The following is a 25,866-nucleotide window of genomic DNA, read 5'->3' on the forward strand; positions in this document are numbered from 1 at the left end:
TAACAAACATGAGCGAGCATAAGCACGAGCATGGGGAAGACTGCGGATGCGGACAAGACCATGAACACGAAGAGCATGTCTTTATCGTAGAGAACGATGAAGGCGAAGAGCGTGAGATGGTAATGGTATATACGTTCGAATCCGAAGAAAAGGTATATGCTGTACTTCTGGACCGTCAGGACCCAGAACAAGACGGTGTTATCTTCCGCATCGAAGAAGAGGACGATGAAGCGTTCCTGGTCGGCATCGATGATGACGAGGAGTGGAATCGCGTAACTGCTATTTATGAGGAAATTGCTCGTACGGAGAACGAAGGTCAATAAATCGTTCCTTACCGCTGCGACATGACAAAGGGGCTCTCCTGAAGGATTATTCCTGACGGAGAGCCCCTCTTTGCGATGAAGATCAGCTTGCATGGCTGCGTTTATTTTCTAGGATTATAATAGATCGTCCGACCGTTGAACATCGTTAGTTCTGCTTGAAGCGTCTTGGCCATATATCGGCAGAGCTCGTTCGCCTTGGCTTTGTCGCCATGCGTCGCATCATCTGTAAGCACGACCTGGATGCATGGAACTTCCTCGCCACTGATGGATGTTGTCTTGCCGGGACCCATAATCATATGTTTGTAATGCCCGTTGATGCCCTTCAGGTAGAACCATCGCTCATCCCCGGATGATTCTATCGTATAGGGGAAAGCGGCCTCAGCATAATCCCAGCCAAGCTGCTCGCCAGTCTTTGCTGTCTGTTCACGGTAGCGGAGCAGCGTGCTTTGAATATAGGGAAGCGTTAGTTCCTGGTCTTGGGAGCCTTTCACCAGCTTAATGTAAGCGCTCTGACTCATCTCCAATCACCTCTAGCCCATCATAGCATGGGCTGGAGGGAACTGGCAATATGAGAGAGGTTTAGGAGATCGCAGTTTCTTCGACGATTACTTTCACGAATTGGATACTGCGATCTTCCGGTCCCTTAACCGGCAAACCTACTTCAACATGATCGACAATATAGTCGATATTTTTTTGCGAGATGACTTCTCCCGGCAGCAGAATCGGAATACCCGGCGGATAGACATAAATAAATTCGGCAATAATCCGTCCTGCGGATTCCTTGAATGGAACAACCTCGGTCTGTGCATAAAATGCATCACGAGGGGTCAGCGACAGCTGCGGGATATCCGGAATTTTCACGACAAGCTCTCTTGCTTCGGCTCCCTCGTAGAAGGCAGCGGACAAGCCCTTCAGAGCCTCAACCAATTTTGCTACGGATTCGGAGGTATCACCAGGCGTAACTAGGCAAAGAATGTTATACATATCGCTTAGTTCAATTTCCAGGTTATAGTTGTCGCGCAGCCAGTTTTCCGTCTCGTAGCCTGTAATGCCGAGATGGCGGACATGGATACTCACTTTCGTCGGATCGTAATCGAACGTTGCTTCATCGCCAAGAATTTCTTCACCGAAGCTGTAGAGTCCTGGGATTTCATTGATTTGCTGACGGGCGCCCTGTGCGAGAGCGATCGCTTTTTCTGCGATATCACGTCCATTAAGCGCCAGATTGCGGCGGGACGTATCCAGGGAAGCCAGCAAAATATACGAAGTCGACGTTGTTGTCAGCATGCTGATGACCGTCTGGACACGCTGCGGATTGACGCGTCCCTTGCGAATATTGAGCACGGAGCTCTGCGTCATGGAGCCGCCCAGCTTATGTACGCTGGTGGCAGCCATATCGGCGCCAGCTTGCATAGCGGACATTGGCAGCTTGTCATGGAAGTGGATTAATACGCCATGAGCCTCGTCGACCAGAACGGGAATATCGTAGCTGTGAACCAGATCGACGATTTCTTTCAGGTTGGCACAGATGCCGAAGTAAGTTGGATTAATGACAAGTACGGCTTTGGAATCAGGATGTCTCTCTAATGCCTTACGTACGGAGCGCGTCGTAATGCCGTGGTCAATGCCGAGTTTGTTGTCCCGGGCAGGCGAGATAAAGACCGGTCTTGCTCCGGCGAAAATAATGGCCGACATAATGGATTTGTGGATGTTGCGCGGAACGATAATTTTATCGCCGGGCGCGCATACGGACATAATCATGGTGATGATGGCGCCGCTTGTCCCTTGCACCGAGAAATACGTATAGTCGGCTCCGAATGCGTCGGCAGCCAGCTTCTGCGCTTCCTCAATAACGCCCGTAGGCTGATGCAAGTCATCTAGCGGGGCTATATTAATGAGATCAATCGACAAGGCATTGTCGCCGATAAATTCGCGAAATTCGCTATCGCTTCCAAGGCCCTTCTTGTGGCCTGGAATATGAAACTGAACGGGATTCTGCTCCGCATGGTGGCGAAGCGCAGTGAAGAGCGGGGTTTTTCTATGGTCCAACGCTATCATCCCTGCCTTTCCTGATGAAATGTACAAACAAAATAGAGTATAACAAAAACAAAGGGGATTGCAAGAAGCTTTTAGAGCTTCAGGCAGGCGTAGGCTGGATCATTCCTCATTTGTTCTTGAATTGTTCATAGATTGCTACTTTTCGGATATGGTACGATAGTTTGGTGGAGGGATTACAGAATGAAAGACAAGCGATTACTGATAGTGATGTCCATACTTATGATAACGTTTATTGGCTTCGGCATTATCATCCCGGTTATGCCGGAAATTATTCAGGCAGCGGATCCTAAGAGTGCAGAGATACATACAGGAAGGATGCTCGCCCTCTATTCCTTAGTGTCGTTTATCCTGTCTCCGTTCTGGGGGACTTGGTCCGACCGGATCGGAAGACGGCCTATTATATTGACCGGCCTGGTCGGTTTTGCAGCAAGCTTCTTATTATTCGGACTTGCAGGTGAAAGCCTTACTCTTATGTATATTTCACGTGCGCTGGGCGGCCTGTTCTCCGGTGCGGTCGCTTCCGTTATCGTTGCGTATGTAGCAGATATTACGCCGCCTGACCAGCGGACCAAAGGCATGGGACTTGTAGGCATGTCTATCGGACTTGGCTTTACGCTTGGGCCGGGAGTTGGCGGCTTGCTGAGCGTCTTCTCATTGCAGACTCCGTTTTATGCAGCATCGGCGCTGGCTATGGTCACATTTGTATTAGCTTTCTCGAAGCTGAAGGAATCGTTGACGCCGGAGAAGCGCAAGAAGCAATCGGAGAAGCGGGTGTCCAGATGGTCGGCATTTAGAGGGCCGCTCAAATATTTGTACATACTGGCATTTTTCGTAACGTTCACGCTGGCTGGCATGGAGGCGACGCTGCAATTTTTCGGCATGAGACGTTTTGACGTGACACCGCTTCAAGTGGGATTGTTGTTCTTCGTCTGCGGCTTAGTCGGTGCGCTCGTTCAGGGTGGAATCGTTCGCAGGCTGATCAAGAAGGGCGAGGAGCCGAAATACATTGCTATTGGCTTGGTAATTTCGGCGTTAGGATTTTTCTTGCTGTTATTTGCCCACTCCCTGTGGTGGGCGATTATGTCACTGGCAGTGTTCGGTATTGGCAATGCGTTGATTCGTCCTTGCGTCACTTCGTTAATTACGCAGAAGACGACTGTGGGACAAGGGGTCGCATCCGGACTGAGCTCGTCGATGGACAGCCTGGGCCGCATTGCAGGCCCGCTGCTAGGCTCTCTGCTCTTCACCGTACAGATGGGTCTGCCGTATTTGCTAGGAGGCATTCTGTGCCTGGCGGCGCTGCTGCTGGTCGTTCGATTCCGGTTTCTCGACAGCGCACGAGAGAAGGATACAGCCGTTTCCTCCTAATGGTGGCTTAAGGCTATAGCTTTTCAAGAGAACACGTAAGACACGCCTTTTGGCTGGTCTTGCGTGTTTTTAATTGAACTGTAAACTATCATGCTGAGCTTGCTCACCGCTGCAAGAAATTCGTTTGAAGGGACTATTTCTCCGACTGGCGAAAACATGTTGACGGCTCTCACGAACGCGATCAATCTGATTGACCCGGTGAAGCAGAACGAGGAGTTCGGCGCGGAGCAGTGGCTGCTTCTTAGGATTAAGCCTGGCAGAAGGCGCTTTATTTGCCAACCTAATAAGGCTGTCCAGAGTCATCGCGACCCGGACAGCCTTGTATCTACATAGGTATTACCTTACACCGAGCAAGTCATCCGATAAATAGGCATGAGCTGCTCATAGGTAGACGATGCATAAGCGAGCAGCGCGTCGCCATCTTGCAGCAGCTTGTCATCGGCTTTCACGTGACGGCCGATCAGCAGTTCTGCCTTCTGAACGTCACGGAAGCGAATCAGCGTTGACTCCCAGTTCTCTTCGGACATATCGCCGGTGATTAAGCAGTCCTTTTTCATATGATCCATCGATAGCACATAGTCGGCAGGCACGACGGCTCTTACTTCATCCAGATGATTCATTAAATGTGCAGCCATCCCTTTTTTGTTCGGAACCTCATAGATCAGGGCAAGCCACAGAAACAGATGGTCATCGAATAGTCCAAGCTGGAAATGAGGATGAGCCTTATAGCCGCGTTTATTGTCGCATATCGCTAGCCATGTATCCTTCGGCGGATTCACTTTGCGCCGGGCATGCCGCGCGATATGAAGATGCATTTCTTTGCCGGCGGCAGGCGCAAGCTCAGCTGTAAGACGCTCGCCCAGCGCCCTGAATTTGGGCTGGATTCTCTCCTGAATGCCTTGCATGCGTTCCTCGAGCCCCTGAAGCTGGAACACATCGAAATCATGGGAGGTGAATCCCGCCAAAGTGGATGTCGTTGCGGCGGTAGTTGTCGTCATGGTCAGCGCTCCTTTGGAAGAAATGAATGGGTATATGTATAATAACGTATCTCAAAAAATAATGATTATAATCATAGGTTAATTCGGCATCGAGATCAACCGCCCTCATCCATTCCCCATTTCGGAACGAAAGGACGGTCTATTCGTAAAATTAGTCAATAATCCAAGTTGCCATAACATATGATGAAGTATAAGATAGTTAATAAGAACAAATTATCAGAACATTTCGTCAACTATACTGACCAAGGGAGGGATTGCCGTGAACAAGAGCTATGAAGTCGAGTATTGCAATTTGGAGCTACGATTCGAACGCCGGCAAATCCAAAATCTCATCCGTGATCTTATTCAGGAAGGGTACTCCTTGTATTGGAGTGAGACGGAGGGACAGTTTCTAGTGTCCATACGCACGGGGCGCAAGCTCGTGAAGCTGCATTTCCAACGTATGAAAAACCGGTACAAAATTGTGGGCGATTATGTGATCAAGGATGAAAAGTTGTCGGAGCTGCTGGAGAAACTGATTAATGACACACGTGGACATGCGGTCGTGAAGCGGATCAAGGATCGTCAAATCGTAATCGAGAACATTATGTTCGGAGAGATTATACGACTTGTGGAGGTGTCAGGAATGGAGCACCGCATTATTTACCAGAAGAAGCCATTTGTCACGATAGAGGAAATGATCAAGGCTTTTCAGTCGAAGCGAGCGGAAGAGAGGGCAGCTGTCCTGCGGTATGAGCTGGACTACGAGTTGTCTGTCTTGCACGAGGCTTTGGAGGCCAAAGACGAGGAAACGGTTACATTATCAAAGGAGCGGCTGACCGCGCTTAGGTCAGAGATGCTGCAGTTGGAGCTATAACACATGAATCTTCAATGTCAAAGTCTATTTTAGAACGATCTTATGCCGGACGCCACGGGGCGAAATGCATGGGATCGTTTTTATGTGCAAGGCTTACTATAAGAAAAACTTTGGCCTTCTCTTAAGAAAACTAATGGATGCTGGCGACATTTTTCGGAGTAAACGGTTTTCATATCTCTCCAAAAGGAGTAGAATAAAGCTATTGTGACTAAATATAATGACGAAGGATGGAAGAACCAGATGTCAAAACAACAGATTGGCGTAATTGGAATGGCCGTCATGGGCAAGAACCTTGCTCTTAATATTGAAAGCAGAGGCTTCACGGTATCTGTATTCAACCGCTCCCGTGAAAAGACGGACGAGCTGATGAAGGAAGCAGCTGGCAAAAACCTTGTACCTGCTTTTACGATCGAAGAATTTGTACAATCCCTTGAGACGCCTCGCAAAATCCTGATCATGGTTCAAGCGGGCGCAGGTACGGACGCTACTATCGACGCTCTTGTTCCACTACTGGATCAAGGGGATATCATTATCGATGGCGGCAACGCATACTTCCCTGATACACAACGCCGCAGCAAGGATCTGGAGGCCAAAGGCTTCCGCTTTATCGGCACTGGCGTATCCGGCGGCGAAGAAGGCGCACTGAAAGGACCGTCCATTATGCCTGGCGGCCAGAAGTCCGCTTATGAGCTTGTTGAGCCAATCTTGACAGCAATCTCCGCAAAAGTCGGCGAAGACGCTTGTTGCACGTACATCGGTCCGGACGGAGCGGGTCATTACGTGAAGATGGTTCACAACGGCATCGAGTACGGCGACATGCAGTTGATCTGCGAAGCTTATGACTTGCTGAAGAACGTGCTGGATGTCAGCACGGAAGAGCTGCATGAAATTTTCACCGAGTGGAACAAAGGCGAGCTGGACAGCTACCTGATTGAGATCACTCGCGATATTTTCTCCAAATACGATCCAGAGACGGGCAAGCCAATGGTTGACGTTATTCTGGACTCTGCCGGCCAGAAGGGCACAGGCAAATGGACAAGCCAAAGCTCCCTGGACTTGGGCGTACCGCTGTCGATCATTACAGAATCCGTATTTACACGCTTCCTGTCCGCTATGAAGGAAGAGCGCGTAGCAGCTAGCAAAGTGCTGAGCGGTCCTGCGAAGGTTCCATTCCAAGGCGACAAAGCAGCCTTCATCGAAGCCGTTCGCAAAGCACTGTTCGCAAGCAAAATCTGCTCGTACGCACAAGGCTTCGCACAAATGCGCGCTGCATCTGAAGAGTATGGCTGGGATCTGCGCTACGGCGATATCGCGATGATTTTCCGCGGAGGCTGCATTATCCGTGCTCGCTTCCTGCAAAACATTAAAGACGCGTACGATCGCGATCCAGAGCTGCGCAATCTGTTGCTTGATTCGTACTTCCAGAACATCGTGGAATCGTACCAAGGCGCATGGCGCGAAGTGATCGCGACAGCTGTAACTAGCGGCGTGCCTGTACCGGCGTTCGCAAGTGCGCTGGCTTACTTCGACAGCTACCGTACAGAGCGTCTTCCGGCTAACCTGCTGCAAGCACAGCGCGATTACTTCGGAGCGCACACGTTCAAGCGTGTCGACAAAGAAGGCTCGTTCCACTTCAACTGGCTGCAATCCTAGGCCTCACGGTCTTGGATTAGCCCATGAGCGGCTTGCGTAAGCCAGTACCGTAATCGGTTGGCCTCTTGATCGCAGTAATGTCTGCGCTGGATGAGTGCCATAGAGGCTTCGGCAAAGAATAGAAAGTTTTGCATCAGGCGTGGCTGCGATAGACCCATCAGGGATGGGTCTTCGTCAGCCACCTTTTTTTTAATATAACCCAGCATCCATACGACGTCGTCCCGACATAGCGGGTGTTCGGGGTCAAGGATGAGGTCGATTCTCTTTTGCGTCAAACACAGGGAATTCGGGCAGGATTCGCTCACCATAAGCGCAGTCACTCCGATCATGGAATAGGCATGAGACATGCATCATTATCATCCATACGGCTGTATCAACTTTTTTATACCCTCTTCTCGTAAAAAAATGATATGATATTGGAAGAATTCACGCCTTTAAAGGGCAAAAGGATGATCATCTTGTCAGCATTACCCCATGGGAAGTTAGTACTGGTAGGCTTTATGGGCACCGGCAAATCAAGCGTAAGCCGCTTGCTTGCAGAGAAGCTGGCTTGGGACCGTACCGACTCCGACGAAGAAGTAGAGCGCGCTGAGAATCGCAAAATCCCTGATATTTTCGCCCAAGACGGCGAGCAAGCTTTCCGTGATATGGAAACCAAAGAGCTGCGCAAGCTGCTGGAGAGCTCGCAGTCACTTGTTGTCGCCACAGGAGGCGGCGCAGTGCTTCGGGAGGAGAATCGCAGCGTTATGCTGGAACATGGTTATGTCGTTGCGTTAACTGCCCATCCAGAGCAGATCATTGCAAGGGTGATGCAAGACGAAGCCAGACCGCTTCTGCAAGGCGATGTTCGCGAGCGCGTCTACGGACTGCTGGAGACGAGGAAGGGCGCCTATGATTTTGCCCACTTATCTGTCGATACAACAGAGCTGTCGGTCGAAGAGGTTGTTGATCTTATCGTGAATGCGTGGAAACAACATGGCGCATCCCAATAAATTATATGTTGAAGGAGACCAATTGAAGATGGATGTTATCGTTACGCCGACTCCAAGGCTGCAAGGAACAATCGAGGCGCTGTCCTCCAAAAACTATACGACACGCTACTTGCTCGTAGCTGCGCTTGCGGAAGGTACGAGTACTATATATTATCCTGCGCATAGTGAGGATAGCGATGCGATGCGCCGCTGCATTCGTGATCTTGGCGCTACGGTAGAGGAAGATGATGAGAAGATTGTCATTACCGGCTTCGGACGTCATCCGAAGGCTGTCGACCAATTGGATGTAGGCAATGCAGGCGCTGTGCTGCGTTTTCTGATGGCCATTGCATCGCTATGCCCAGATGTCACGTTCATTAACCGTTATCCGGATTCGCTCGGCAAGCGCCCGCATCATGATTTGATCGAGTCGCTTGGCAAGATGGGCGTCACAATTGAGCATAATGAAGGCAAGCTTCCCATTACAATCAAAGGCGGCCAGCCACGCGGCGGACACATCCAGGTATCTGGCAATATAAGCTCCCAGTTCTTGAGCGCTCTGCTGTTCCTGACCCCGCTTCTGGAAGAAGACAGCGAGATCGAAGTGCTGCATGACCTGAAGTCCAAGGTAGTTGTTGGGCAGACGCTTGAAGTATTGGAGCAAGCGGGAATTGTCATCCATGCGGATGAAGACTACATGCGCTTCCGCGTGCCTGGACGTCAGAGCTACCAAGCGAAGACCTATCACGTACAGGGTGACTACCCGGGCTCTGCCGCTATTCTGGCGGCTGCTGCCGTCACGGAATCCGATGTGATCGTGAATCGCCTAATGGAGAACAGCAAGCAAGGCGAACGCGCTGTCGTTGACGTACTGCGCATGATGGAAACTCCTCTCACGCATGAGAATGGCGTTGTCCATGTGAAGGGCAACGGCAAGCTTAAGGCAGTTGAATTTGACGGGGACCACGCTACTGATGCGGTTCTTGCCATGATTGCGGCTGCTGTATTTGCTGAAGGCACCTCGCGTTTCTATAATGTGGAGAACCTTCGTTACAAGGAATGCGACCGCATTACCGATTATTTGAATGAGCTGCGCAAGGCGGGAGCCAACGTAGAGGAACGCCAAAGCGAAATTATCGTTCATGGACGTCCAGAAGGCGTAGAGGGCGGAGTCGATATTAATGCCCATTACGATCATCGTGTCATTATGGCGCTATCCATTGTGGGCCTTCGCTCGAAACAGCCAATTCGGATTCATGATGCGCATCACGTCGCGAAGTCTTATCCGATCTACTTCGATCATTTGACTGCGCTTGGCGCAAATGTGGAATGGGTGGAAGGATCGCATTAGTATACTAATGGAGGTGCAGCCATGTCTTTTCAAAACCCGGATAGAGAACAGATTAAAGAGATATTGAGCGGCAGCGAGACGGTAGCAGTTGTCGGTTTATCCGATAATCCGGAGCGTGTATCGTATATGGTGTCTGAGGCCATGCAAGCCAAGGGCTATACGATTATTCCCGTTAATCCCAATGCTGAGACTATACTTGGCCAGAAGAGCTATGCCAAGCTTAGCGACATACCTGTGCCTGTCGATATCGTGAACGTCTTCCGCCGCAGCGAGCATACACCTCCGGTCGCGGAGGAGGCGGTAGCGATCGGGGCAAAGACCCTTTGGCTGCAGCTTGGCATCTTGAATGAGGAAGCGGGCGAGATCGCATCCTCGAACGGACTGAATGTTATTATGGATCGCTGTATCAAGGTGGAGGATTCCATTCTTCTGCCGGGCGGAAAATCCAAAACCTGACGGTCATAATTCTGACGTGTCTACTCCACAATAAGAAAGGCTTCTAGGCCGAGGCGATGACGCAGTACGTCGATATCGCTTTGTCCAATGAAGACTTATGGTGAAACCCAAGGAGGACACAACGTGAATCAATATTCGCAACAGCCGGCACAATTCCAAGGCGGTCAACAACAGTATTCGAATTCGAATGCCAATCAAAACTACGAACCGGCGGGTTATGTTCAGTCTCATTATCAAGGACAGCTTAGCCAGCCAACGTTCAACCGGGAATCCGCAAATTTTATAAGCCCGTCTTACAATAATGCGGGGTCCCAGCATTCGCATTCTTATGGCTATCAGCAGCATGCTGCTCCGGCCATTCACTCGTACACGCAGCCGGCCGTTTCGAATCACGCTTACCAATCTCATCAACCGGTTCAAAGCCATGCAAGCTCGCCTGCGACTGCATTCGGCGATGTAGGTCCGGTTATTGCCCGCTACGGCTATCAAGCTGATCAACAACAACATCAAAATTATAGCCAACAATACGGGCAACAATCGTTCTACCAACCTGCTCCATACGCACAGCATACCCAATCACAATTCAGTGGATATCAGTCACAGGCGCCGCAAGGCTACAGCCAATCCCATGGCCCTGTGCATTCGAATACTTCCCTGAACCCTGTGTATCAAGCAACTAATGCGTATGAGCAAGCTGGCCCGGTTATTTCGAAATTGGGTTGGCAGTCCTCCAGCGCGAACTCGAATTCGCAATACTCCCGATAAGACAATCGTTTGAGGGAAAGAATCATCAACGAAGGGCGGGCCGCAAGGCCCGTCTTTTTATTTTGACAAATGGATAACAAGAGCTTAACATCGTAATAGATGTGAAAGAAACAGTTAAAGTCATATACGTACAAAGCGACGTTCTAGGAGGATCAGAATGACATTCGTGGGGAGCTTGCAGCAATTGGGCAGAGCTTTTATGCTGCCGATGATCGTGCTGCCTGGCGCGGCTGTGTTTTTAAGCTTGAGCCAGCTGCCCTGGGATTACATAGGATTACCTGGCATGCCTGCGCATCTCCAAGCGGCCAGTGAAGTTATTTTCTTATATTTGCCTTATATCTTTGCGCTTGGTGTCGCGCTCGGACTTACGGGCAACGCGCTTGCCGCAGGGATGGCCTCCTTAATCGGTATGGTTATTTATACCGGCATAACGGGATCTGCGGATGCCAATATCGAGCCGACTGTCATGATCGGGGCTATTATCGGAATCGTGTCAGGGATCAGTCACAAAAGATTCAAAGATTTGCGACTGCCGGAGTATATTCAGTTTTTTGGCGGACCAAGGTTCGTTCCCTTATTCGTAAGCTTCGTCGCGCTTCTATTTTCCATCGGGATGATCAATGTGGCGCCTTATCTGGAATCGTTTATGGTCGAGCTAGGTGAAGTTGTTGCATCGGGGGGCGGCTTTGGCGTCTTCCTTTATGGGTTTGTTCACCGCATTTTGGTCGTGTTCGGATTGCATCATTTGGTCAGCCACGTCTTTTGGTTCCAGATCGGCGGCTACGAGACAGAAGCCGGCAATATGGTATATGGGGACTTGCCGAGATTTTTTGCTGGCGATCCTACTGCCGGCAGTTTTATGGCGGGATTATATCCAACAATGATGTTTGCGCTGCCCGCCATTGCATTTGCCATTATTCATGAGGCTAGAGAAGATTTAAAGCCAAAAATTCGAAAAACGTTCCTTTACGCTGCGCTTGCGTCATTCCTTACAGGCGTGACTGAGCCGGTGGAATTTGCTTTTCTGTTCGTTGCGCCGTATTTGTATGTCGTTCATGCGATATTGTCCGGCGTTATTATGTGGGTGACGTATGAGCTTGGCATTCTGCATGGCTTCTCTTTCTCGGCGGGAGCTATCGACTTTATTATTAACGAACATCTAGCTACGCGAGGATGGCTTCTCATTCCGATAGGCATCGTGGTGGGCATCGTCTATTACGTACTGTTCCGATGGGCCATTCGCCGTTTTCGGATACCAACTCCGGGACGCGAGGAAGGATCGCAGCTCGACGAGTGGGCGGGCGACATTCCGTACCGTGCACCGCTTATATTGCAGGCAATTGGCGGCAAGCAGAACATCATTCAGATGGAGTCCTGCATTACTCGCCTCAGGTTGAAGGTGTCCAATGAGAAAGTACTGGACATTAACGCACTTCGCAATCTTGGTGCTGCTGGCGTCATTCGATTGGGCGGCGGTCATGTACAGGTCGTATTCGGAACTTATTCCGAGCTGATCCGCGAAGAGATGCTGAAGGCGATCCAGCGCGACCAGGCACAAGTGCTGTTCCACTCGCCGATGCAAGGCCGGATGATTCCACTAGAGGAAGTGCCGGATCCTATCTTTGCCGGTAAGCTTGTTGGACAAGGTGTCGCATTCCTGCCGGACAAGGGCGAGCTTGTATCGCCTGTGAAAGGAAAGGTTATTCATATCTATCCGACGATGCATGCAATCGGGATCAAGACAGAGGAAGGGCTTGAAGTGTTGCTGCATATCGGTATCGATACATCCAAGCTGGCTGGGAAGTCATACTTCCAGGCCGTCGTGAAGGAAGGCGATGATGTGTTGCCTGGGATGCTCCTTATTCGATTCAACCTGCAGAAGGTGCGCAAGGAAAGTAAGTCTCTTGCAACACCAATGGTCATTACCAATTCCGATCGGGTCCGCTCGTGGCGTTATGCGCCATTCAAAGCGGTGAAGAAAGGACAATCTTCGGTTATGTCAGTTGTGCTTAAAGAGAGCAACGGTGGAGGGGAAACGCAATGATTCAAGGAATAGGCGCCTCAACAGGCATCGCGATCGGGAAAGCGTTCGTGCTGCCGAATTGGGAGTGGGAAGTGCCGGATCAGAAAATAGATGTGGCCGATTTCGCTCGTGAATTCGAGCGGGTATATGAAGGTATTCGCACTTCCAAGCATGAGATCGAGCAGATCAAGGATGAGCTGAGAGAAGTCGTCGGCTCAGAAGAGACCAATATTTTTGACGCTCATCTGGCCATATTGGACGATCCGGTCTTCATGAACGAGATTCAGGGCATTATCCAGCGCCAATACAAGGCGGCAGAAGTAGCGGTGAAAGAAGCAATTGATCACTTCGTTACGATGTTCGACTTGCTGGACGATGAATATATGAAGGAGAGGGCGCTTGATATCAAGGACGTCGGCAATCGGCTTCTGAAGCATCTTCTTGGCGTTCCGGAAATTGCGTTGCCTGTGGATACGCAACCGTTCATTCTGATTGCGAAGGAGCTTTCACCTTCTCAGCTCGCCCATATTAACCCGGATCATGTGCTCGGTATCGTGACGCTTGTCGGCAGCACGACTTCGCATTCCTCCATTATGGCCAGAGCGCTTGGCGTTCCGCTTGTGGTAGGCGTAGAGCCAGAGCTGAAAGAGCCGATTGCGACGGGACAGACCATCGTCATTGATGGCGGGGACGGCTCGGTCTATATCGATCCGGTAGAAGCGATTATCGACCGATACAATTTGCTGCATGACAGACAAATGGAAGATAAGAAGAAGCTGCAGCATTTTGCCTCACGCCATTCCGTCACGCCTGATGGCAAAGCACTTCGCCTGGAGGCGAATATCAGCTCGATTAAGGAATTGGAGATCGCATTATCAAGCGGAGCGAACGGCGTGGGCTTGTTCCGTACGGAATTTCTATATATGGATCGCAATCGCTTCCCGCGTGAAGAGGAGCAATTCGAAGTGTACCGAAGTGTTGCCGAGAAGCTGGGCGGCGACCCGCTTGTCATCCGCACGCTTGACGTCGGGGGCGACAAGCAGCTTGATTACTTTGAACTGCCGGAAGAAGACAATCCATTTCTCGGCTACCGTGCCATCCGAATCTCGCTCGACCGTACCGATTTATTCAAAACGCAGCTGCGGGCTATTCTTCGTGCAAGCGTATATGGCCAAGTAAAGCTCATGTATCCGCTCATCTCGTCAGTTGATGAAGTGCGCAGTGCCAATCGCATTCTGAACGAAGCGAAGCTGGAGCTGGAGCAGGAAGGGCTGCCTTATGACAGAGGAATGAAAGTAGGCATTATGATTGAAGTGCCGGCAGCGGTCATGATAGCCGATATGCTGGCCCAGGAAGTGGATTTCTTCAGCATCGGTACTAATGATTTGGTTCAGTTCACACTTGCGGTCGATCGAATGAACGAAGAAATTTCACACTTATACGAGCCATTCCATCCGGCACTGCTTCGTATGCTGAAGCTGACGGTAGAGGCTGCCAAGCGATCTGGCATTTCAGTAGGGGTATGCGGAGAGCTCGCCGGAGATATGAGAGCATTGCCGATTTGGCTAAGTCTGGACGTGGATGAACTAAGCATGTCTGCTCATTCCATTCTGCATGTGAAGGAACGTCTGCTTGGCACGAAGCAGGAGGAGAGCAGAGGGCTGTTCCAGCAGTTGCAGCTTTGCCGTACGAGCACGGAAGTGTTGGAAATGCTGGAGTCATTCAAAGGGGAGCCGAAAGAAAAAACAGCGAATGGTTAACCCATTCGCTGTTCCAAGGCATCGACGAAAGCTTTTGCATAGGGCGGCAGATCCGGCGGGCGTCGCGCAGAGATAAGATTGCCGTCGACAACGACAGCCTCATCATGCCAAGTGGCTCCCGCATTCTCCATATCGTCGCGAATGCCAGGGGTCGATGTTACCTGACGGCCCTCCAGGATTTTGGCGGAAATCAGCACCCAGCCGGCATGGCAGATTTGTCCGATCGGCTTATCCGCCGCATTCAGCTCCTGTACAAGCGACAGTACCTTCGGATAACGCCTTAGCTTGTCCGGCGCCCAGCCTCCCGGTACGAGAAGGCCAATGATCTCCTCGCTGTTTACTTCATCGAAGGATAGATCGGCAACGGCAGGAACGCCATATTTGCCAATATGCGTTTTTCCTTTCTCCGGACCGGCATATAATACGGTTGCTCCAGCCTCGCGTACGCGATAGACGGGATACCATAATTCCAAATCCTCAAATTCATCGTCTAACAGGCAGATGACCGTCTGGTTCTGCAAGGACATGCTATCCCCTCACTCTCTCCATGAAATGCTTACATTCATATTGTAACGAAGGAGTATATATGAATCAAATGAGTCATAAAAAACAATCGTTGACCAGTCGCCGAATGATCCGTTTCATTCCTGCTGTTTTATGGATGGCCGTCATTTTTGCGCTATCTTCCAGAACGGGTGACGAACTGAACACCGTCCTTCCTTTCTTCCAGAAGTTTTTTCCCGGCATGACGGATTTTAATTGGGGACATTTTGTAAGCTACTTCATTTTGGCCGCTGCGCTGGATTACGGCTTCGGCAGTCGCTCAGATCGATTATATATGAAGATTGTCATTGTATTGCTATGCGGATTGTATGGCGTATCTGACGAATATCATCAGTCGTTTGTCGGCGGCAGAATGATGGACATTATTGATGTGCGCAATGACATGATTGGCGCTGCGGTCTGGGTGATAGTGGTGTCGATTCCATTTGTACGGAAAGGTTGGCGGCGCTGGGCCAAATGATAGGTGGAAAAGGGCTTTAGTAGCAAAAATTACATAGCAGGATTAGCAGGAGTTTTGCCAAAAAAGGTCGAATATTTTACTCACTCTCATTATGAAACCGATGAGGTAGGATAGCGGTCCTGCCGCTATGAGAAGGAGCTGACCATCTTGCGTAAGACATGCCACTGCGGTGATACGATGACGATGAAGCTGCGCACCGTCATCTACTCTGGGAAGGTTGAGATCGACAATGTACCGATCTTCTCATGCACATCCTGCAGCAGAAGCGAAGTTATTCCAGAAGTAAAGCCGGATTTGACCGGATTGATTGCTCAGCTTGGAGCTGAACCTGACAAGTGTACGTTCTTGTTTAACGAATGCAATGAATGGGCAGATTTGTTAGTGGAAGCGAAAGTGAACAAGCAGCAGCCGAATGTACATGAAGTCGAAGCGCTTATCCAGCAACGGGTGAATATGCTGCTCGATTTGTATTTACTGGCACAGTCACTGAACGACGAAGCTTGGATCATCGATATTAACAAGAGACTCCAGCAAATAAGCAGAAGAACGCTGCATACATAACGTCTTGCGCTAGAAGATAAGGGATTCCGACATGTAATCAACATTCTCACCTTCAAATGCAGCGTCCGTGCTGGCGTACATTGCGGAAAGTAATATTTTGTCGTATCATTACTCTAATATGTGGCGTACGAAAAAATAAAATTCTGAGCAAATGGAGAGAGAATCCGTGACGGTAACCATTTATGATGTAGCAAGAGAAGCAGGTGTGTCGATGGCTACGGTATCCAGGGTCGTGAACAACAATCCTAATGTTAAGCCAGCGACGAGAAAGAAAGTGTATGAAGCCATTGAACGTCTGGGCTATCGACCAAATGCAGTAGCTCGCGGACTTGCGAGCAAAAAAACAACGACAGTAGGCGTAGTGATACCTGATATTTCCAATGCGATTTTTGCCGAGGTTGCACGCGGTATCGAGGACATCGCGAATATGTATCATTATAATATTATTTTGTGCAACGCTGACAAAAAGAAAGACAAAGAGATCCGCGTGATTAACACGCTGCTCGAGAAGCAAGTTGATGGCTTGCTGTTTATGGGCGGTGCGGTTACGGACGATCATTTGCAAGCATTCAGGACAGCTAATGTTCCCATCGTGCTATGCGCGACAAGCGACGACAATAACCAGATCCCATCCGTTGACATCGACCATGAAGAGGCTGCTTTTGATGCTGTCATGAAATTGGTGTCCCAGGGTCATAAGCGTATTGCGATGATTAGCGGAACTCTTCAGGATCCATCCAACGGGTATGCAAGATTCCAAGGCTATAAGCGTGCGCTGGAGCAAGCGGGAATTACATACGATGACACTTTGGTTCGCATCGGCAATTACCGGTATGAGTCCGGTGCCGAAGCTATGAAATATTTTATTGAGCTATCGGAACGCCCGACAGCGGTATTCTCCGCAACGGACGAGATGGCGATCGGCGCTATTCACTGCATTCAGGATTCCGGCTTGCAAGTGCCTGCGGATATTTCGATTATTAGCGTGGACAACAGCCGTATGGCGTCCATGGTTCGTCCGCAGCTTACAGCAGTTGCTCAGCCGATGTATGATATCGGAGCGGTATCGATGCGTTTGCTAACCAAGCTTATGAAGAAAGAAAATGTCGAACAATCCAAGGTCACGCTGCCTCATGAGATTGTAATTCGTCAATCGGTTGGGGGAATATAATAGATAATGGCTACAACGAAAATTGGCATCATTGGCGCGATGGCGGAGGAGATTGAACTTCTGCATCAACATGTCGCGATAACTTCCGAGTTTACTAAAGCAGGCATTACGTATTATGAGGGTACTCTTCACGGGAAACCGGTTATTTATTGCAAATCAGGCGTAGGCAAGGTAAATGCCGCAGTCTGTACACAATTGTTGCTGGATGCTGGAGCGAGCTGCGTTCTGTTCACTGGTGTGGCAGGGGCGCTGGATCCAAAGCTTGATATCGGCGATATTGTCGTATCGGAAAGCTGCATTCAGCATGATATGGATTGCACGCCGCTTGGCTTTGCCAAAGGCGTCATTCCGTTCCACCCGCGCTCAGAGTTCGTGGCCGACAAGGGGCTTGTCGATCTTGCCTATGAAGCAAGCGAGCGACTGTTCCCAGGACGCAGCTTGAAGGGCAAAGTGCTGTCCGGCGATCAATTTATTGCAAGCCGCGAAGCGGTGGATGAGCTGCATCAATCGTTGCAAGGCGCTTGCGCAGAGATGGAGGGCGCGTCTGTCGCTCAGGTCTGCGACATGAACGGCATCCCGTATGTCGTCATCCGCTCCATGTCCGACAAGGCTGACGGTTCCGCTCATGTGAACTTCCCGGAGTTCACGGTCAAAGCCTCGGCCAACTCGCATCAGATCATCGAAGAGATGATTAAGCATATCTAACTTAAATCAAAGCTGCTCAGTCGTCTTTTTTGATGGCTGGGCAGCTTTTGATGTTGTCGGCACCAGACGCATAATCGCCGCATTTGGCTAATTAGTTGTGTGTGGCACCGCTATTTCCTCCGACACTCCCACTCCCTTAACGTAGACATAAAAAAGAGCTATCGAGCTGGACTGAAGCGCCGCTCAATAGCTCTTTGTATTTCAACACTAATAGTAGTTAATGGATCCCGGTGGATGCTATCAATTATAAGTCCTGTATGACAATAGATTGCGTGTTGCGGTTCTGCTCGGTGATGATGTCGCGGCGCGGGATAGGTGGGATAGCAGAGCTGTCATCCTGCCAGTTATTCGGCAACGGAACAGGGCTTGCGCTACTCCAGCGTTCCAGCCAAGCAGCGGGCAATGCCTCCACTTCATGGGCCCGTATCGCTTCGGCAAGCGGGTGATCCGTCATCTCCAGCCATACTTGGGACCAAGCTCTTGGAACGACACGCCAGATGTCATAGCCGCCTCCGCCAAGCGCGATCCAGCGGCCTTCCGTATACGTGTGCGCCAGTTCATGCAGAATAGCAGGGATCTCCTGATAGATTCGCATGCTGCAATGAATATGCGACAACGGGTCGTAAGCATGTGCGTCGCATCCGTGCTGGCTTAGAATAACGTCCGGCTTGAACGCCTCGATTACCTTTCGGATCGTTACATTAAAGCTCTCCAGCCAGGATTCGTCTTCGGTGAAGGGCTCCAGAGGCACGTTAAAGCATGTTCCGAAGCCTTGGTCCACACCTTTCTCATAAGCGTATCCAGTGCCGGGAAAAAGGTACTTGCCGGTCTCATGAATGGAATACGTACAAACTTCTGAATCATCATAGAAGGACCATTGGACACCGTCTCCGTGATGAACGTCCGTATCGATGTAGAGGACGCGTGCATTATATTTGTTTCGAATATGTGTAATGGCAATAGAGGCATCATTGTAGACGCAGAAGCCCGAGGCGCGGTCTGGGAACGCGTGATGCAATCCTCCGGCAAGATGGAAGGCGTGCAAGGTACGGCCGCTCATAACGGCTTCAGCAGCTTCTACGGAGCCAGTCACAATAGCGCTTGCCGCTTTATGGAGTCCCGGGAAAAACGGTGTATCTTCCGTCTGCAGTCCGAATTGCTCGGCGAGCACCGCCTTGCTGCGCGGATCATCCTCCGTATCCAGCAGCTTGACGGCTTGCACGTAGTCGTGGCGATGCACGAGCCTCAGCATATTTTCATCTATAAGGTAATCAGGTTGTATGATCTGTTCGTCCGTAAGCGCTTGCGCTTCTTTCAGTAAATCGATCGTTAACACTTGACGGATCGGATCGAAAGGATGGTCATCATGAAATTTATAGCCGGATGAATCGGAATGATGAATGAATATAGCGTTTGATACCATTCTTGGCTCATTTCCTTTCCTGCAAAATGTGCGGCTTAATACATGAATCGCCCGCGAAACCGTACTCGGTCGAACTTCTCGATGGAGCTGAGCGGCACTTCTTTGCCGATACGGACCATAAGGCAGTTCGCAGGGTGCGAGCATATCTCAGGATCATCGGTCGCATACCAGATCATACCCGCTGATTTCATTAAGTTCTCCATCATACTACGGTAATCCCATACATTCAGACCTGTTCCTTCAAGATCCCAATGCCAGTAATACTCCGTTGTATACACTATCATATTTTCCAACTGTTCCTCGGCAAAAGACATTTCGATCAATCGCTTGCCGAGTCCATAGGATCTGTAATCATTGGCTACTTCAATGGCACCCAGCTCGATCAAATCAGCCATTCCGCCTTCAGACCAGCGTTCGAGCTCATCCGGATAGTGGAACGTGACATATCCGACAACCAGGTCGCCTTGGCGTACAAGAATGATGCGTCCTTCTTCCAGTTCAGCTATTTCGACGAGCGCTTCATGCTGTTCCTTCGGTCTGCGGAAGGCGTCCAATGATTGATGCAATGTGTAATTAGCCAGGCGATCTGGAGGGACAGGGCCCTCAATAATCAGCTCGTGGTTGTCACGTGTTGTAATCATGTCTCTCTGCAGCCGCTTTCGGTGCTCCATTCAGTGGTCCCCTTTCATTTCAACTGTCGCGAGAAAACTGATTATTTCTTCCTCAAAATTGATTATTTCCTACTATTGTTTATAACAAACAATCAAGAAAATGAAAAGCGTAGTCGAAAGGAAAGGTGTTGTGGTATAATGATAAAGGATTTTTGAAAGCGCATACCTATACCAACGTTTTACAGATTTGATGGGAGAGTGATAGAATGATCAACTTGCATCAAGAGCGTGTACCGGCAACAGCGACGAACCCTAACTTGAAAAATTACGAAGAAGCGGCAGCAACCTTCCAATGGGAGCAAATCGAGCAGCAGTTCAGCTGGCATGAGACGGGAAAGGTGAACATTGCTTATGAAGCGATCGATCGCCATCTCGAGCTCGGTAGAGGCAATAAAGTAGCGCTTTACTACAGCGACAGCGAACGCGATGAATCGTATACATTCGAGCAGCTGAGCAAACAATCCAACCGGTTCGCCAATCTTCTGCGCAAGCTTGGAGTTGGCAAGGGTGAGCGCGTATTTATTTTCATGCCGCGTACGCCTGAGCTGTATTTCAGCGTACTGGGAACCTTGAAGGTCGGCGCGGTAGTAGGGCCGTTGTTCGAAGCCTTTATGGAGACAGCGGTGAAGGACAGGCTCCAGGACAGTGAAGCGATTGCGATCGTGACGACGCCTGCGCTGCTTCATCGTATCAAGCGGGATGAGCTTCCCGGGCTGAAGCATATTATCGTCTTCGGCGATGATATTCCGGCTGAAGAAGGAATCGTAAACTTCAAAGAAGAAATCAGCCAAGTTTCCGACGAAGCCGAGATCGAATGGCTGGATCGCGAAGACGGACTGATTCTGCATTATACATCCGGATCAACGGGCAAGCCAAAAGGCGTGTTCCATGCACAAAACGCAATGATTCAACATAAATATACAGGTCAGGTCGTCCTTGACTTGAAGGATGACGATATTTACTGGTGTACGGCAGACCCGGGCTGGGTAACAGGTACGTCTTACGGTATTTTTGCTCCGTGGCTGAATGGCGCGACAAATGTCATTCGAGGTGGACGTTTCAGCCCAAGCGACTGGTACACCGTTATTCAGAAGTACAAAGTTACCGTGTGGTACAGCGCACCAACGGCATTCCGCATGCTGATGGGTGCGGGTGACGATCTGTCGAAGCAATTCGACTTGTCGAGCTTGCGCCATGTGCTCAGCGTCGGCGAGCCGCTGAACCCTGAGGTAGTGCGTTGGGGTATGAAGGTGTACAATCAACGTATTCATGATACTTGGTGGATGACAGAAACAGGCGGACAGTTGATCTGCAACTATCCAAGCATGGATATTAAGCCGGGATCGATGGGCAAGCCTCTTCCTGGCGTTCAAGCGGCTATTATTGACGATAGCGGCAATGAGGTTCCTCCTTACCGCATGGGCAATTTGGCTGTACGCGTGCCTTGGCCGTCCATGATGCGCAAGATTTGGAACAACCCATCGAAGTACGAAGAGTACTTCCGTCTCGAGGGTTGGTACGTATCCGGCGACTCCGCTTATATGGATGAGGAAGGTTACTTCTGGTTCCAAGGGCGTATCGACGATGTTATTAATACGGCAGGCGAGCGTGTAGGTCCGTTCGAGGTCGAGAGCAAGCTGGTCGAACATCCGGCCGTTGCCGAAGCGGGCGTTATCGGTAAACCTGATCCGATGCGCGGCGAGATCATTAAAGCCTTTATCGCGCTTCGCGAAGGTTTCGAGCCATCCGAGGAGCTGAAGAAGGAAATTTCCCAGTTCGTGAAGATTGGTCTCTCCGCACATGCGGCGCCAAGAGAGATCGAATTCAAGGATAAGCTGCCGAAGACACGCAGCGGCAAGATTATGAGAAGGGTACTGAAGGCATGGGAGCTTAACTTGCCGACAGGCGACTTGTCTACAATCGAAGATTAATGCCCTTCAGAAGATGAATCCATTTATACGAAGAAGCCTTTGGGTCTAGCAATAGACCTGAAGGCTTTTTTTGATTGGACTGTGTATGAAAAAACTGCGCCCCCTAAAGGAAGCGCAGTTTGTATCATTCTAAGTTTTGCAGATAGTAGCTCCAAGCGACGTCAAGCCGCTAGCTTCTTATTGACTGACTGTTACTCTCCCTGATGGCGACGATACGCCGGAGCTGTTCTCAGCCGTAATTTGGTAGCTGCCGCTAGAGAGCGGGGCCAGATGCTCGAAGCTGGTCTGTGAAGTCGTACCCAGCTTGACGTAATTGCCATCGCTGTTTGCACTGTAATAGATGTGGTAGAGCGTGACTTGGTCCGATACCGGATTGGATGCCCAGCTCAGCAAGATGCTGAGATCGGAGCTTTCTGCCGTTAATCCGGTAGGTGCAGACGGCGCTGTGCCTGTCTCGCTGCCGCCATTGCCACTGTTGCCGTTATTTCCGTTATTCTCACCAGGGAAGCCCGGAATGCCAGGAACTCCCGGAATTTCAGGTATCTCCGGCAATGTGGAGCCATAATTCATAATCATGCTTGGCGCAGATTCCTTGCCGACTACGTCAACAGCTACCACATAATAAGTAGCCGCTTCTTTGTCAGAAGCTTTGAAGCTGAATTTGGTTTCGTCGCCAAGGTGAATCGATGTCCCGAACTTCGCATAGTCGGTATGATTCGTGGAACGGTACAGTCGGTAGCCAACCACGTCAGCCGACTTGCTGTCGGAGAACGTAATCGTAATATCTCCTGCGGGAGAAGCGCTTAGCTTCACGTCACTCGGCGTTTGTGGCGCTGCTCCGTCATCTGCGCGCGGATCGATTTTCGAAGGCGCATCATTTTGTGCGTCGGCAGGCACATAAACCTCCAGCGGCCTTCTGTTTTTGGCTGGAAGCTTGGATTGAGCTTCCTTGATTTCGTCCATCAGCACATCAAGCGGTTTTTTGCGCTTAATAACGATTTTTTCCTTCAGCATATCGTCAGGCGTCAGATCGTTAGGCACATAGTTAATGCCTTGGTACGTAATGTACTTCATATTGACGAGCGCATCATCTGCTTTTTTCGGCAAAAATTCTTTGTTGAACCAGTCTGTTACCAGCAGGCCAGCAGATCTGGTCAGTTCCGTCGGAAGCAAGCCGCTTGCCTTGGATACCGTAGCTTTCACTACGCCGTCCGGCTGCGGGAAGCTGTCTGTTACGAACAGACTTGGTTTTTCTTCGGTCAGCTTATTCATAATTAGTGTCCAGATGGACCGGGCTCGGGTCTGGCCATTGTTGGACAGCGAATTGATCTGCTCCTCATAACCCGCCCACACACCAAGCGTGACATCCGGCGTGAAGCCCATGAACCATACATCGCCGTAGCTTTGTGTGGAACCTGTTTTGCCTGCTACAGGAATTTTTCCATATTGCTTGAATTGCTTGGATACCTGATGACCGGACCCGGATGGATCGGAGATAACGGTCTTCAGCATATCGGTCATAAGGAAAGCGGACTGTTCCGAGAATACGCGCTTCGGCTGCTCCTTATGGTCGTAGATGATTTTGCCGTTCGCATCCGTGATTTTTTGAATCATATAAGCGTCCTGGAACACGCCCTGATTCGGGATAGAGCCATAAGCGTTCGTCATCTCTTCAACGGAGACGCCAAGGCGCAAACCACCGATTACACCCGTCTGAGAGTAAGCGTCCTCCGGCTGCAGCGTCGTGATGCCCAGTGATCTTACAAATTCCAACGCTTTGTCAATCGTTAAGTCTTCGTTGAAAATTTTCAGCGCAGGCAGGTTAAGCGAGCGGTTAAGCGCATCGCGTGCCGTTACAAGCCCTCTGAACTTGTTCGTTACGTTCATCGGGATATGGAAGCCCTTCTGGCCATCCTTGAGCACGATTGGCGCATCGTCGATAATGCTTGCCGGCTGAATAATGCCTGCCTCAATTGCGGGCAAATAAGCAGCCAGTGTCTTCATGGTGGAACCTGGCTGACGAATCATTTGCGTCGCAAAGTTCATTTGTTCTTCGTAGAAATCACGGCCTTCCAGCATGCCGATGATAGCGCCGGTCTTGTGATCCAACATGACGCCTGCAATCTGCTCGATGCCTTTCTTCTCGCTGTAAGGCGTGAAGTTGTCTTCATTGCTTGCAATCTCGCGCATGATCGTATAGACATCTTTATCGATCGTCGTATAGACATGGAAGCCGCCGCGCAGCAATTGCTCTCTAGCTTCTTCGATCAGCCCCGCATTCTCCTTTTTGCGGAGATCGGCCTTAGTCAAAGTAGGATCGTTCTGCATAAGCAGCACTTCTGCGGCCTGGCGCTCTGCTTCAAGCATCAGATACGGGTAGGTCGTATATGCCTTCTCGCTTGGTGGGGCGATAGACGAGCGAACGTCAAATCTGAGCGCTTCTTCATATTGCTGCTGTGTCAATCTGCCCGTCTCCATCATTCGCTTCAAGACGAGCTGCTGGCGCTTCATCGCGCGCTCGAATCCGGCTTCGTTGAACTTGCCTGAGCCAGTGAAGGCGGTATAGAGAGAAGGCAGCTGCGGCAAGCCCGATAAGTAGGCAGATTGAGCCGTATTCAGCTTGGACAGATCAGAAATGCCGAATATGCCTTTTGCAGCGGCTTTAATGCCGAATACCTGATAACCGTTGGAACCGTTGCCGAACGGCATTTTGTTCAGATAAGCGGCTAATATCTCTTGTTTGGTTAGATAACGCTCCATGCGCAGCGACAGGAAGATCTCCTTGATCTTGCGGCTATCCGTCTTGTCGAGGCTAAGGAAAACCCGGCGCGCCAACTGCTGCGTCAGCGTACTGCCCCCGGTTTGTGTATCCTCATTGAAAAGCTTTTGCTTTACGGCACGTCCGAGACCGTTAATATCAACGCCGTCATGCTCGAAGAAGTTGTTGTCCTCCGTAGATAGAAGCGCGTCGATGACGGATTGCGGAATTTCGTCGTATGTAATGACGATCCGGTCCTCGTCGGTCCGCAGCTGTCCGACCAGAGAGTCATCTCTGAAGTACACGTAGCCGGTCATGGAATATTCGCCGACCTTATTTTGAATGACACTTTGCGGCCTGATTTCTTCGTCCTTGACAAGGGCGGCGACATAGCCTGTCATAACACCGCCGGCAAGCAAGCCGAAGATTATGCCAAAATAAACAATCCATTTTACAGTAATAAATGATACCAGTCCGAATAATCGCCATCTGCTGTAAGGTGCCTTCGGCGATGGTTGACGATCTTCTTGCATGCTTATAACTCCTCCTCCAAAATAGCATAACCATTATAGCACAAAACCCTTTTTGGTACATGCTTCGTGCCTTTATTTTCCAATTACGCCCATGAGCCCTTTCCATTTCGGCTGATTTTTGCTGGCTATTCGCTGTTAGAAGTAACCGGTATTCAGGGGGATGGACAGAAGGATATTAGTTTTTCTTCATCTATAGACGAAGAGTAAGGGGAAAAAGTTTTGTTTGGGGGAAGATGTAGTTTGTGATGTCTGCTTCTGTGTTAGGTCGTACAAGCCTTGTCTTCTGCTAGTTTTTACAAGGGTGTTTCTTTAATGCATGATATCCGGTACAAATAACAATCAGAGTCAGGCACGCATCTAAGCTAAAGCGACGGTACTTATCCTTCGGCGGTGAGAGCCGGGGAGAGTCCTGCCATGTCTTCGCTTGTGTGAAGGATGCAAAGAAGAGTCTTGCCGCAACTTTCGTTCAAGTGTACGATGGAGTAGCTGAGGTTCGCATCGCGCAAT

General features: G+C 50.1%; 23 protein-coding genes. 16 read left to right on the forward strand and 7 right to left on the reverse strand.

Annotation, left to right across the window (positions count from 1 at the left end; translation table 11 throughout):
* The first annotated feature begins 8 nt into the window (after positions 1–8).
* Positions 9–323, forward strand: a complete 315-nt coding sequence (locus DX130_RS04615) for a DUF1292 domain-containing protein (RefSeq protein ID WP_116043214.1) — start codon at positions 9–11, stop codon at positions 321–323.
* Positions 324–424: 101 nt separating this feature from the next.
* On the opposite strand, the gene DX130_RS04620 is transcribed toward DX130_RS04615, so the two are convergent.
* Both DX130_RS04620 and DX130_RS04625 read right to left on the reverse strand, forming a co-directional pair.
* A complete protein-coding gene (locus tag DX130_RS04620) occupies positions 425–841 on the reverse strand; it encodes a DUF1885 family protein (protein ID WP_116043216.1) in 417 nt (138 codons plus the stop codon).
* Between the two features lie 61 nt (positions 842–902).
* A complete protein-coding gene (locus DX130_RS04625; RefSeq protein ID WP_116045737.1) occupies positions 903–2,372 on the reverse strand; it encodes an aminotransferase class I/II-fold pyridoxal phosphate-dependent enzyme in 1,470 nt (489 codons plus the stop codon).
* A 189-nt stretch (positions 2,373–2,561) separates the two neighbouring features.
* On the opposite strand from DX130_RS04625, the gene DX130_RS04630 reads away from it, so the two are divergent.
* Together DX130_RS04630 and DX130_RS26175 are read left to right on the forward strand one after the other, a co-directional pair.
* Entirely contained in the window at positions 2,562–3,749 is a 1,188-nt protein-coding gene (locus DX130_RS04630; protein WP_116043217.1) for an MFS transporter, read from the forward strand.
* A 90-nt stretch (positions 3,750–3,839) separates the two neighbouring features.
* Positions 3,840–4,082 (forward strand): hypothetical protein, encoded by a 243-nt coding sequence (locus DX130_RS26175; protein ID WP_133297891.1) that lies wholly within the window; start codon positions 3,840–3,842, stop codon positions 4,080–4,082.
* 8 nt (positions 4,083–4,090) lie between these two features.
* Here the strand turns inward: DX130_RS26175 and DX130_RS04635 are convergent, their stop codons facing one another.
* On the reverse strand, positions 4,091–4,747 hold the full coding sequence (locus DX130_RS04635; RefSeq protein ID WP_116043219.1) for a DUF1054 domain-containing protein: 657 nt from the start codon (positions 4,745–4,747) through the stop codon (positions 4,091–4,093).
* 259 nt (positions 4,748–5,006) lie between these two features.
* On the opposite strand from DX130_RS04635, the gene DX130_RS04640 reads away from it, so the two are divergent.
* The 8 genes from DX130_RS04640 (at position 5,007) to ptsP (ending at position 14,582) form a co-directional block, all read left to right on the forward strand.
* Positions 5,007–5,603, forward strand: coding sequence for a hypothetical protein (locus DX130_RS04640; RefSeq protein ID WP_116043220.1), 597 nt, complete (start codon positions 5,007–5,009; stop codon positions 5,601–5,603).
* Positions 5,604–5,843: 240 nt separating this feature from the next.
* Complete coding sequence (gene gndA, locus DX130_RS04645; RefSeq protein ID WP_116043221.1) at positions 5,844–7,256, forward strand: NADP-dependent phosphogluconate dehydrogenase; 1,413 nt, start codon at positions 5,844–5,846, stop codon at positions 7,254–7,256.
* 458 nt (positions 7,257–7,714) lie between these two features.
* Positions 7,715–8,248: a shikimate kinase gene (locus DX130_RS04655; protein ID WP_276310881.1), complete on the forward strand. Its 534-nt coding sequence runs from the start codon at positions 7,715–7,717 to the stop codon at positions 8,246–8,248.
* Positions 8,249–8,276: 28 nt separating this feature from the next.
* Positions 8,277–9,578 carry a 3-phosphoshikimate 1-carboxyvinyltransferase gene (aroA, locus tag DX130_RS04660; RefSeq protein ID WP_116045741.1) on the forward strand — a complete coding sequence of 434 codons (1,302 nt, stop codon included), beginning with the start codon at positions 8,277–8,279 and terminating at the stop codon, positions 9,576–9,578.
* Positions 9,579–9,599: 21 nt separating this feature from the next.
* Positions 9,600–10,034 carry a CoA-binding protein gene (locus DX130_RS04665; protein WP_116043224.1) on the forward strand — a complete coding sequence of 145 codons (435 nt, stop codon included), beginning with the start codon at positions 9,600–9,602 and terminating at the stop codon, positions 10,032–10,034.
* A gap of 123 nt (positions 10,035–10,157) precedes the next feature.
* Positions 10,158–10,799, forward strand: a complete 642-nt coding sequence (locus DX130_RS04670) for a hypothetical protein (protein ID WP_116043225.1) — start codon at positions 10,158–10,160, stop codon at positions 10,797–10,799.
* Between the two features lie 157 nt (positions 10,800–10,956).
* Complete coding sequence (locus tag DX130_RS04675; protein ID WP_116043227.1) at positions 10,957–12,843, forward strand: glucose PTS transporter subunit IIA; 1,887 nt, start codon at positions 10,957–10,959, stop codon at positions 12,841–12,843.
* Positions 12,840–14,582 (forward strand): phosphoenolpyruvate--protein phosphotransferase, encoded by a 1,743-nt coding sequence (gene ptsP / locus DX130_RS04680; RefSeq protein ID WP_116043228.1) that lies wholly within the window; start codon positions 12,840–12,842, stop codon positions 14,580–14,582. Before DX130_RS04675 ends, ptsP begins: the two co-directional genes overlap by 4 nt.
* On the opposite strand, the gene DX130_RS04685 is transcribed toward ptsP, so the two are convergent.
* A complete protein-coding gene (locus tag DX130_RS04685) occupies positions 14,579–15,109 on the reverse strand; it encodes a type 1 glutamine amidotransferase domain-containing protein (RefSeq protein WP_116043230.1) in 531 nt (176 codons plus the stop codon). The two genes, ptsP and DX130_RS04685, sit on opposite strands and share 4 nt — an antisense overlap.
* A 68-nt stretch (positions 15,110–15,177) precedes the next feature.
* On the opposite strand from DX130_RS04685, the gene DX130_RS04690 reads away from it, so the two are divergent.
* From DX130_RS04690 to DX130_RS04705, 4 genes are all read left to right on the forward strand, one after another.
* The gene (locus DX130_RS04690) at positions 15,178–15,606 is read left to right on the forward strand and encodes a VanZ family protein (protein WP_116045742.1); all 429 of its coding nucleotides are present in this window, start codon (positions 15,178–15,180) and stop codon (positions 15,604–15,606) included.
* A gap of 147 nt (positions 15,607–15,753) precedes the next feature.
* Positions 15,754–16,167 (forward strand): hypothetical protein, encoded by a 414-nt coding sequence (locus DX130_RS04695; RefSeq protein ID WP_116043232.1) that lies wholly within the window; start codon positions 15,754–15,756, stop codon positions 16,165–16,167.
* A 166-nt stretch (positions 16,168–16,333) separates the two neighbouring features.
* The gene (ccpA, locus tag DX130_RS04700) at positions 16,334–17,338 is read left to right on the forward strand and encodes a catabolite control protein A (protein WP_116043233.1); all 1,005 of its coding nucleotides are present in this window, start codon (positions 16,334–16,336) and stop codon (positions 17,336–17,338) included.
* A gap of 6 nt (positions 17,339–17,344) precedes the next feature.
* Complete coding sequence (locus DX130_RS04705) at positions 17,345–18,043, forward strand: 5'-methylthioadenosine/adenosylhomocysteine nucleosidase (protein WP_116043235.1); 699 nt, start codon at positions 17,345–17,347, stop codon at positions 18,041–18,043.
* Positions 18,044–18,287: 244 nt separating this feature from the next.
* Here DX130_RS04705 and DX130_RS04710 read toward each other — a convergent pair whose 3' ends face one another.
* Both DX130_RS04710 and DX130_RS04715 read right to left on the reverse strand, forming a co-directional pair.
* Positions 18,288–19,466, reverse strand: a complete 1,179-nt coding sequence (locus DX130_RS04710; RefSeq protein ID WP_116043237.1) for an acetoin utilization protein AcuC — start codon at positions 19,464–19,466, stop codon at positions 18,288–18,290.
* 35 nt (positions 19,467–19,501) lie between these two features.
* Positions 19,502–20,137, reverse strand: coding sequence for a GNAT family N-acetyltransferase (locus tag DX130_RS04715; protein ID WP_116043239.1), 636 nt, complete (start codon positions 20,135–20,137; stop codon positions 19,502–19,504).
* A 206-nt stretch (positions 20,138–20,343) separates the two neighbouring features.
* On the opposite strand from DX130_RS04715, the gene acsA reads away from it, so the two are divergent.
* Entirely contained in the window at positions 20,344–22,068 is a 1,725-nt protein-coding gene (gene acsA, locus DX130_RS04720; protein WP_116043241.1) for an acetate--CoA ligase, read from the forward strand.
* 177 nt (positions 22,069–22,245) lie between these two features.
* Here the strand turns inward: acsA and DX130_RS04725 are convergent, their stop codons facing one another.
* The gene (locus DX130_RS04725; protein WP_116043242.1) at positions 22,246–25,359 is read right to left on the reverse strand and encodes a transglycosylase domain-containing protein; all 3,114 of its coding nucleotides are present in this window, start codon (positions 25,357–25,359) and stop codon (positions 22,246–22,248) included.
* Positions 25,360–25,866: the final 507 nt, after the last annotated feature.

The organism is Paenibacillus paeoniae (genome assembly GCF_003388735.1).
In the GTDB taxonomy this organism is placed as follows: domain Bacteria; phylum Bacillota; class Bacilli; order Paenibacillales; family Paenibacillaceae; genus Pristimantibacillus; species Pristimantibacillus paeoniae.

What these genes read in the sequence shown, in the direction of transcription:
- DX130_RS04615 (WP_116043214.1), top strand. Translation starts at nt 9, where the DNA reads ATGAGCGAGCATAAGCACGAGCATGGGGAAGACTGCGGATGCGGACAA.
- DX130_RS04620 (WP_116043216.1), bottom strand. Translation starts at nt 841, where the DNA reads ATGAGTCAGAGCGCTTACATTAAGCTGGTGAAAGGCTCCCAAGACCAG.
- DX130_RS04630 (WP_116043217.1), top strand. Translation starts at nt 2,562, where the DNA reads ATGAAAGACAAGCGATTACTGATAGTGATGTCCATACTTATGATAACG.
- DX130_RS26175 (WP_133297891.1), top strand. Translation starts at nt 3,840, where the DNA reads ATGCTGAGCTTGCTCACCGCTGCAAGAAATTCGTTTGAAGGGACTATT.
- DX130_RS04635 (WP_116043219.1), bottom strand. Translation starts at nt 4,747, where the DNA reads ATGACGACAACTACCGCCGCAACGACATCCACTTTGGCGGGATTCACC.
- gndA (WP_116043221.1), top strand. Translation starts at nt 5,844, where the DNA reads ATGTCAAAACAACAGATTGGCGTAATTGGAATGGCCGTCATGGGCAAG.
- aroA (WP_116045741.1), top strand. Translation starts at nt 8,277, where the DNA reads ATGGATGTTATCGTTACGCCGACTCCAAGGCTGCAAGGAACAATCGAG.
- DX130_RS04665 (WP_116043224.1), top strand. Translation starts at nt 9,600, where the DNA reads ATGTCTTTTCAAAACCCGGATAGAGAACAGATTAAAGAGATATTGAGC.
- DX130_RS04675 (WP_116043227.1), top strand. Translation starts at nt 10,957, where the DNA reads ATGACATTCGTGGGGAGCTTGCAGCAATTGGGCAGAGCTTTTATGCTG.
- ptsP (WP_116043228.1), top strand. Translation starts at nt 12,840, where the DNA reads ATGATTCAAGGAATAGGCGCCTCAACAGGCATCGCGATCGGGAAAGCG.
- DX130_RS04685 (WP_116043230.1), bottom strand. Translation starts at nt 15,109, where the DNA reads ATGTCCTTGCAGAACCAGACGGTCATCTGCCTGTTAGACGATGAATTT.
- DX130_RS04690 (WP_116045742.1), top strand. Translation starts at nt 15,178, where the DNA reads ATGAGTCATAAAAAACAATCGTTGACCAGTCGCCGAATGATCCGTTTC.
- DX130_RS04705 (WP_116043235.1), top strand. Translation starts at nt 17,345, where the DNA reads ATGGCTACAACGAAAATTGGCATCATTGGCGCGATGGCGGAGGAGATT.
- DX130_RS04710 (WP_116043237.1), bottom strand. Translation starts at nt 19,466, where the DNA reads ATGGTATCAAACGCTATATTCATTCATCATTCCGATTCATCCGGCTAT.
- DX130_RS04715 (WP_116043239.1), bottom strand. Translation starts at nt 20,137, where the DNA reads ATGGAGCACCGAAAGCGGCTGCAGAGAGACATGATTACAACACGTGAC.
- acsA (WP_116043241.1), top strand. Translation starts at nt 20,344, where the DNA reads ATGATCAACTTGCATCAAGAGCGTGTACCGGCAACAGCGACGAACCCT.
- DX130_RS04725 (WP_116043242.1), bottom strand. Translation starts at nt 25,359, where the DNA reads ATGCAAGAAGATCGTCAACCATCGCCGAAGGCACCTTACAGCAGATGG.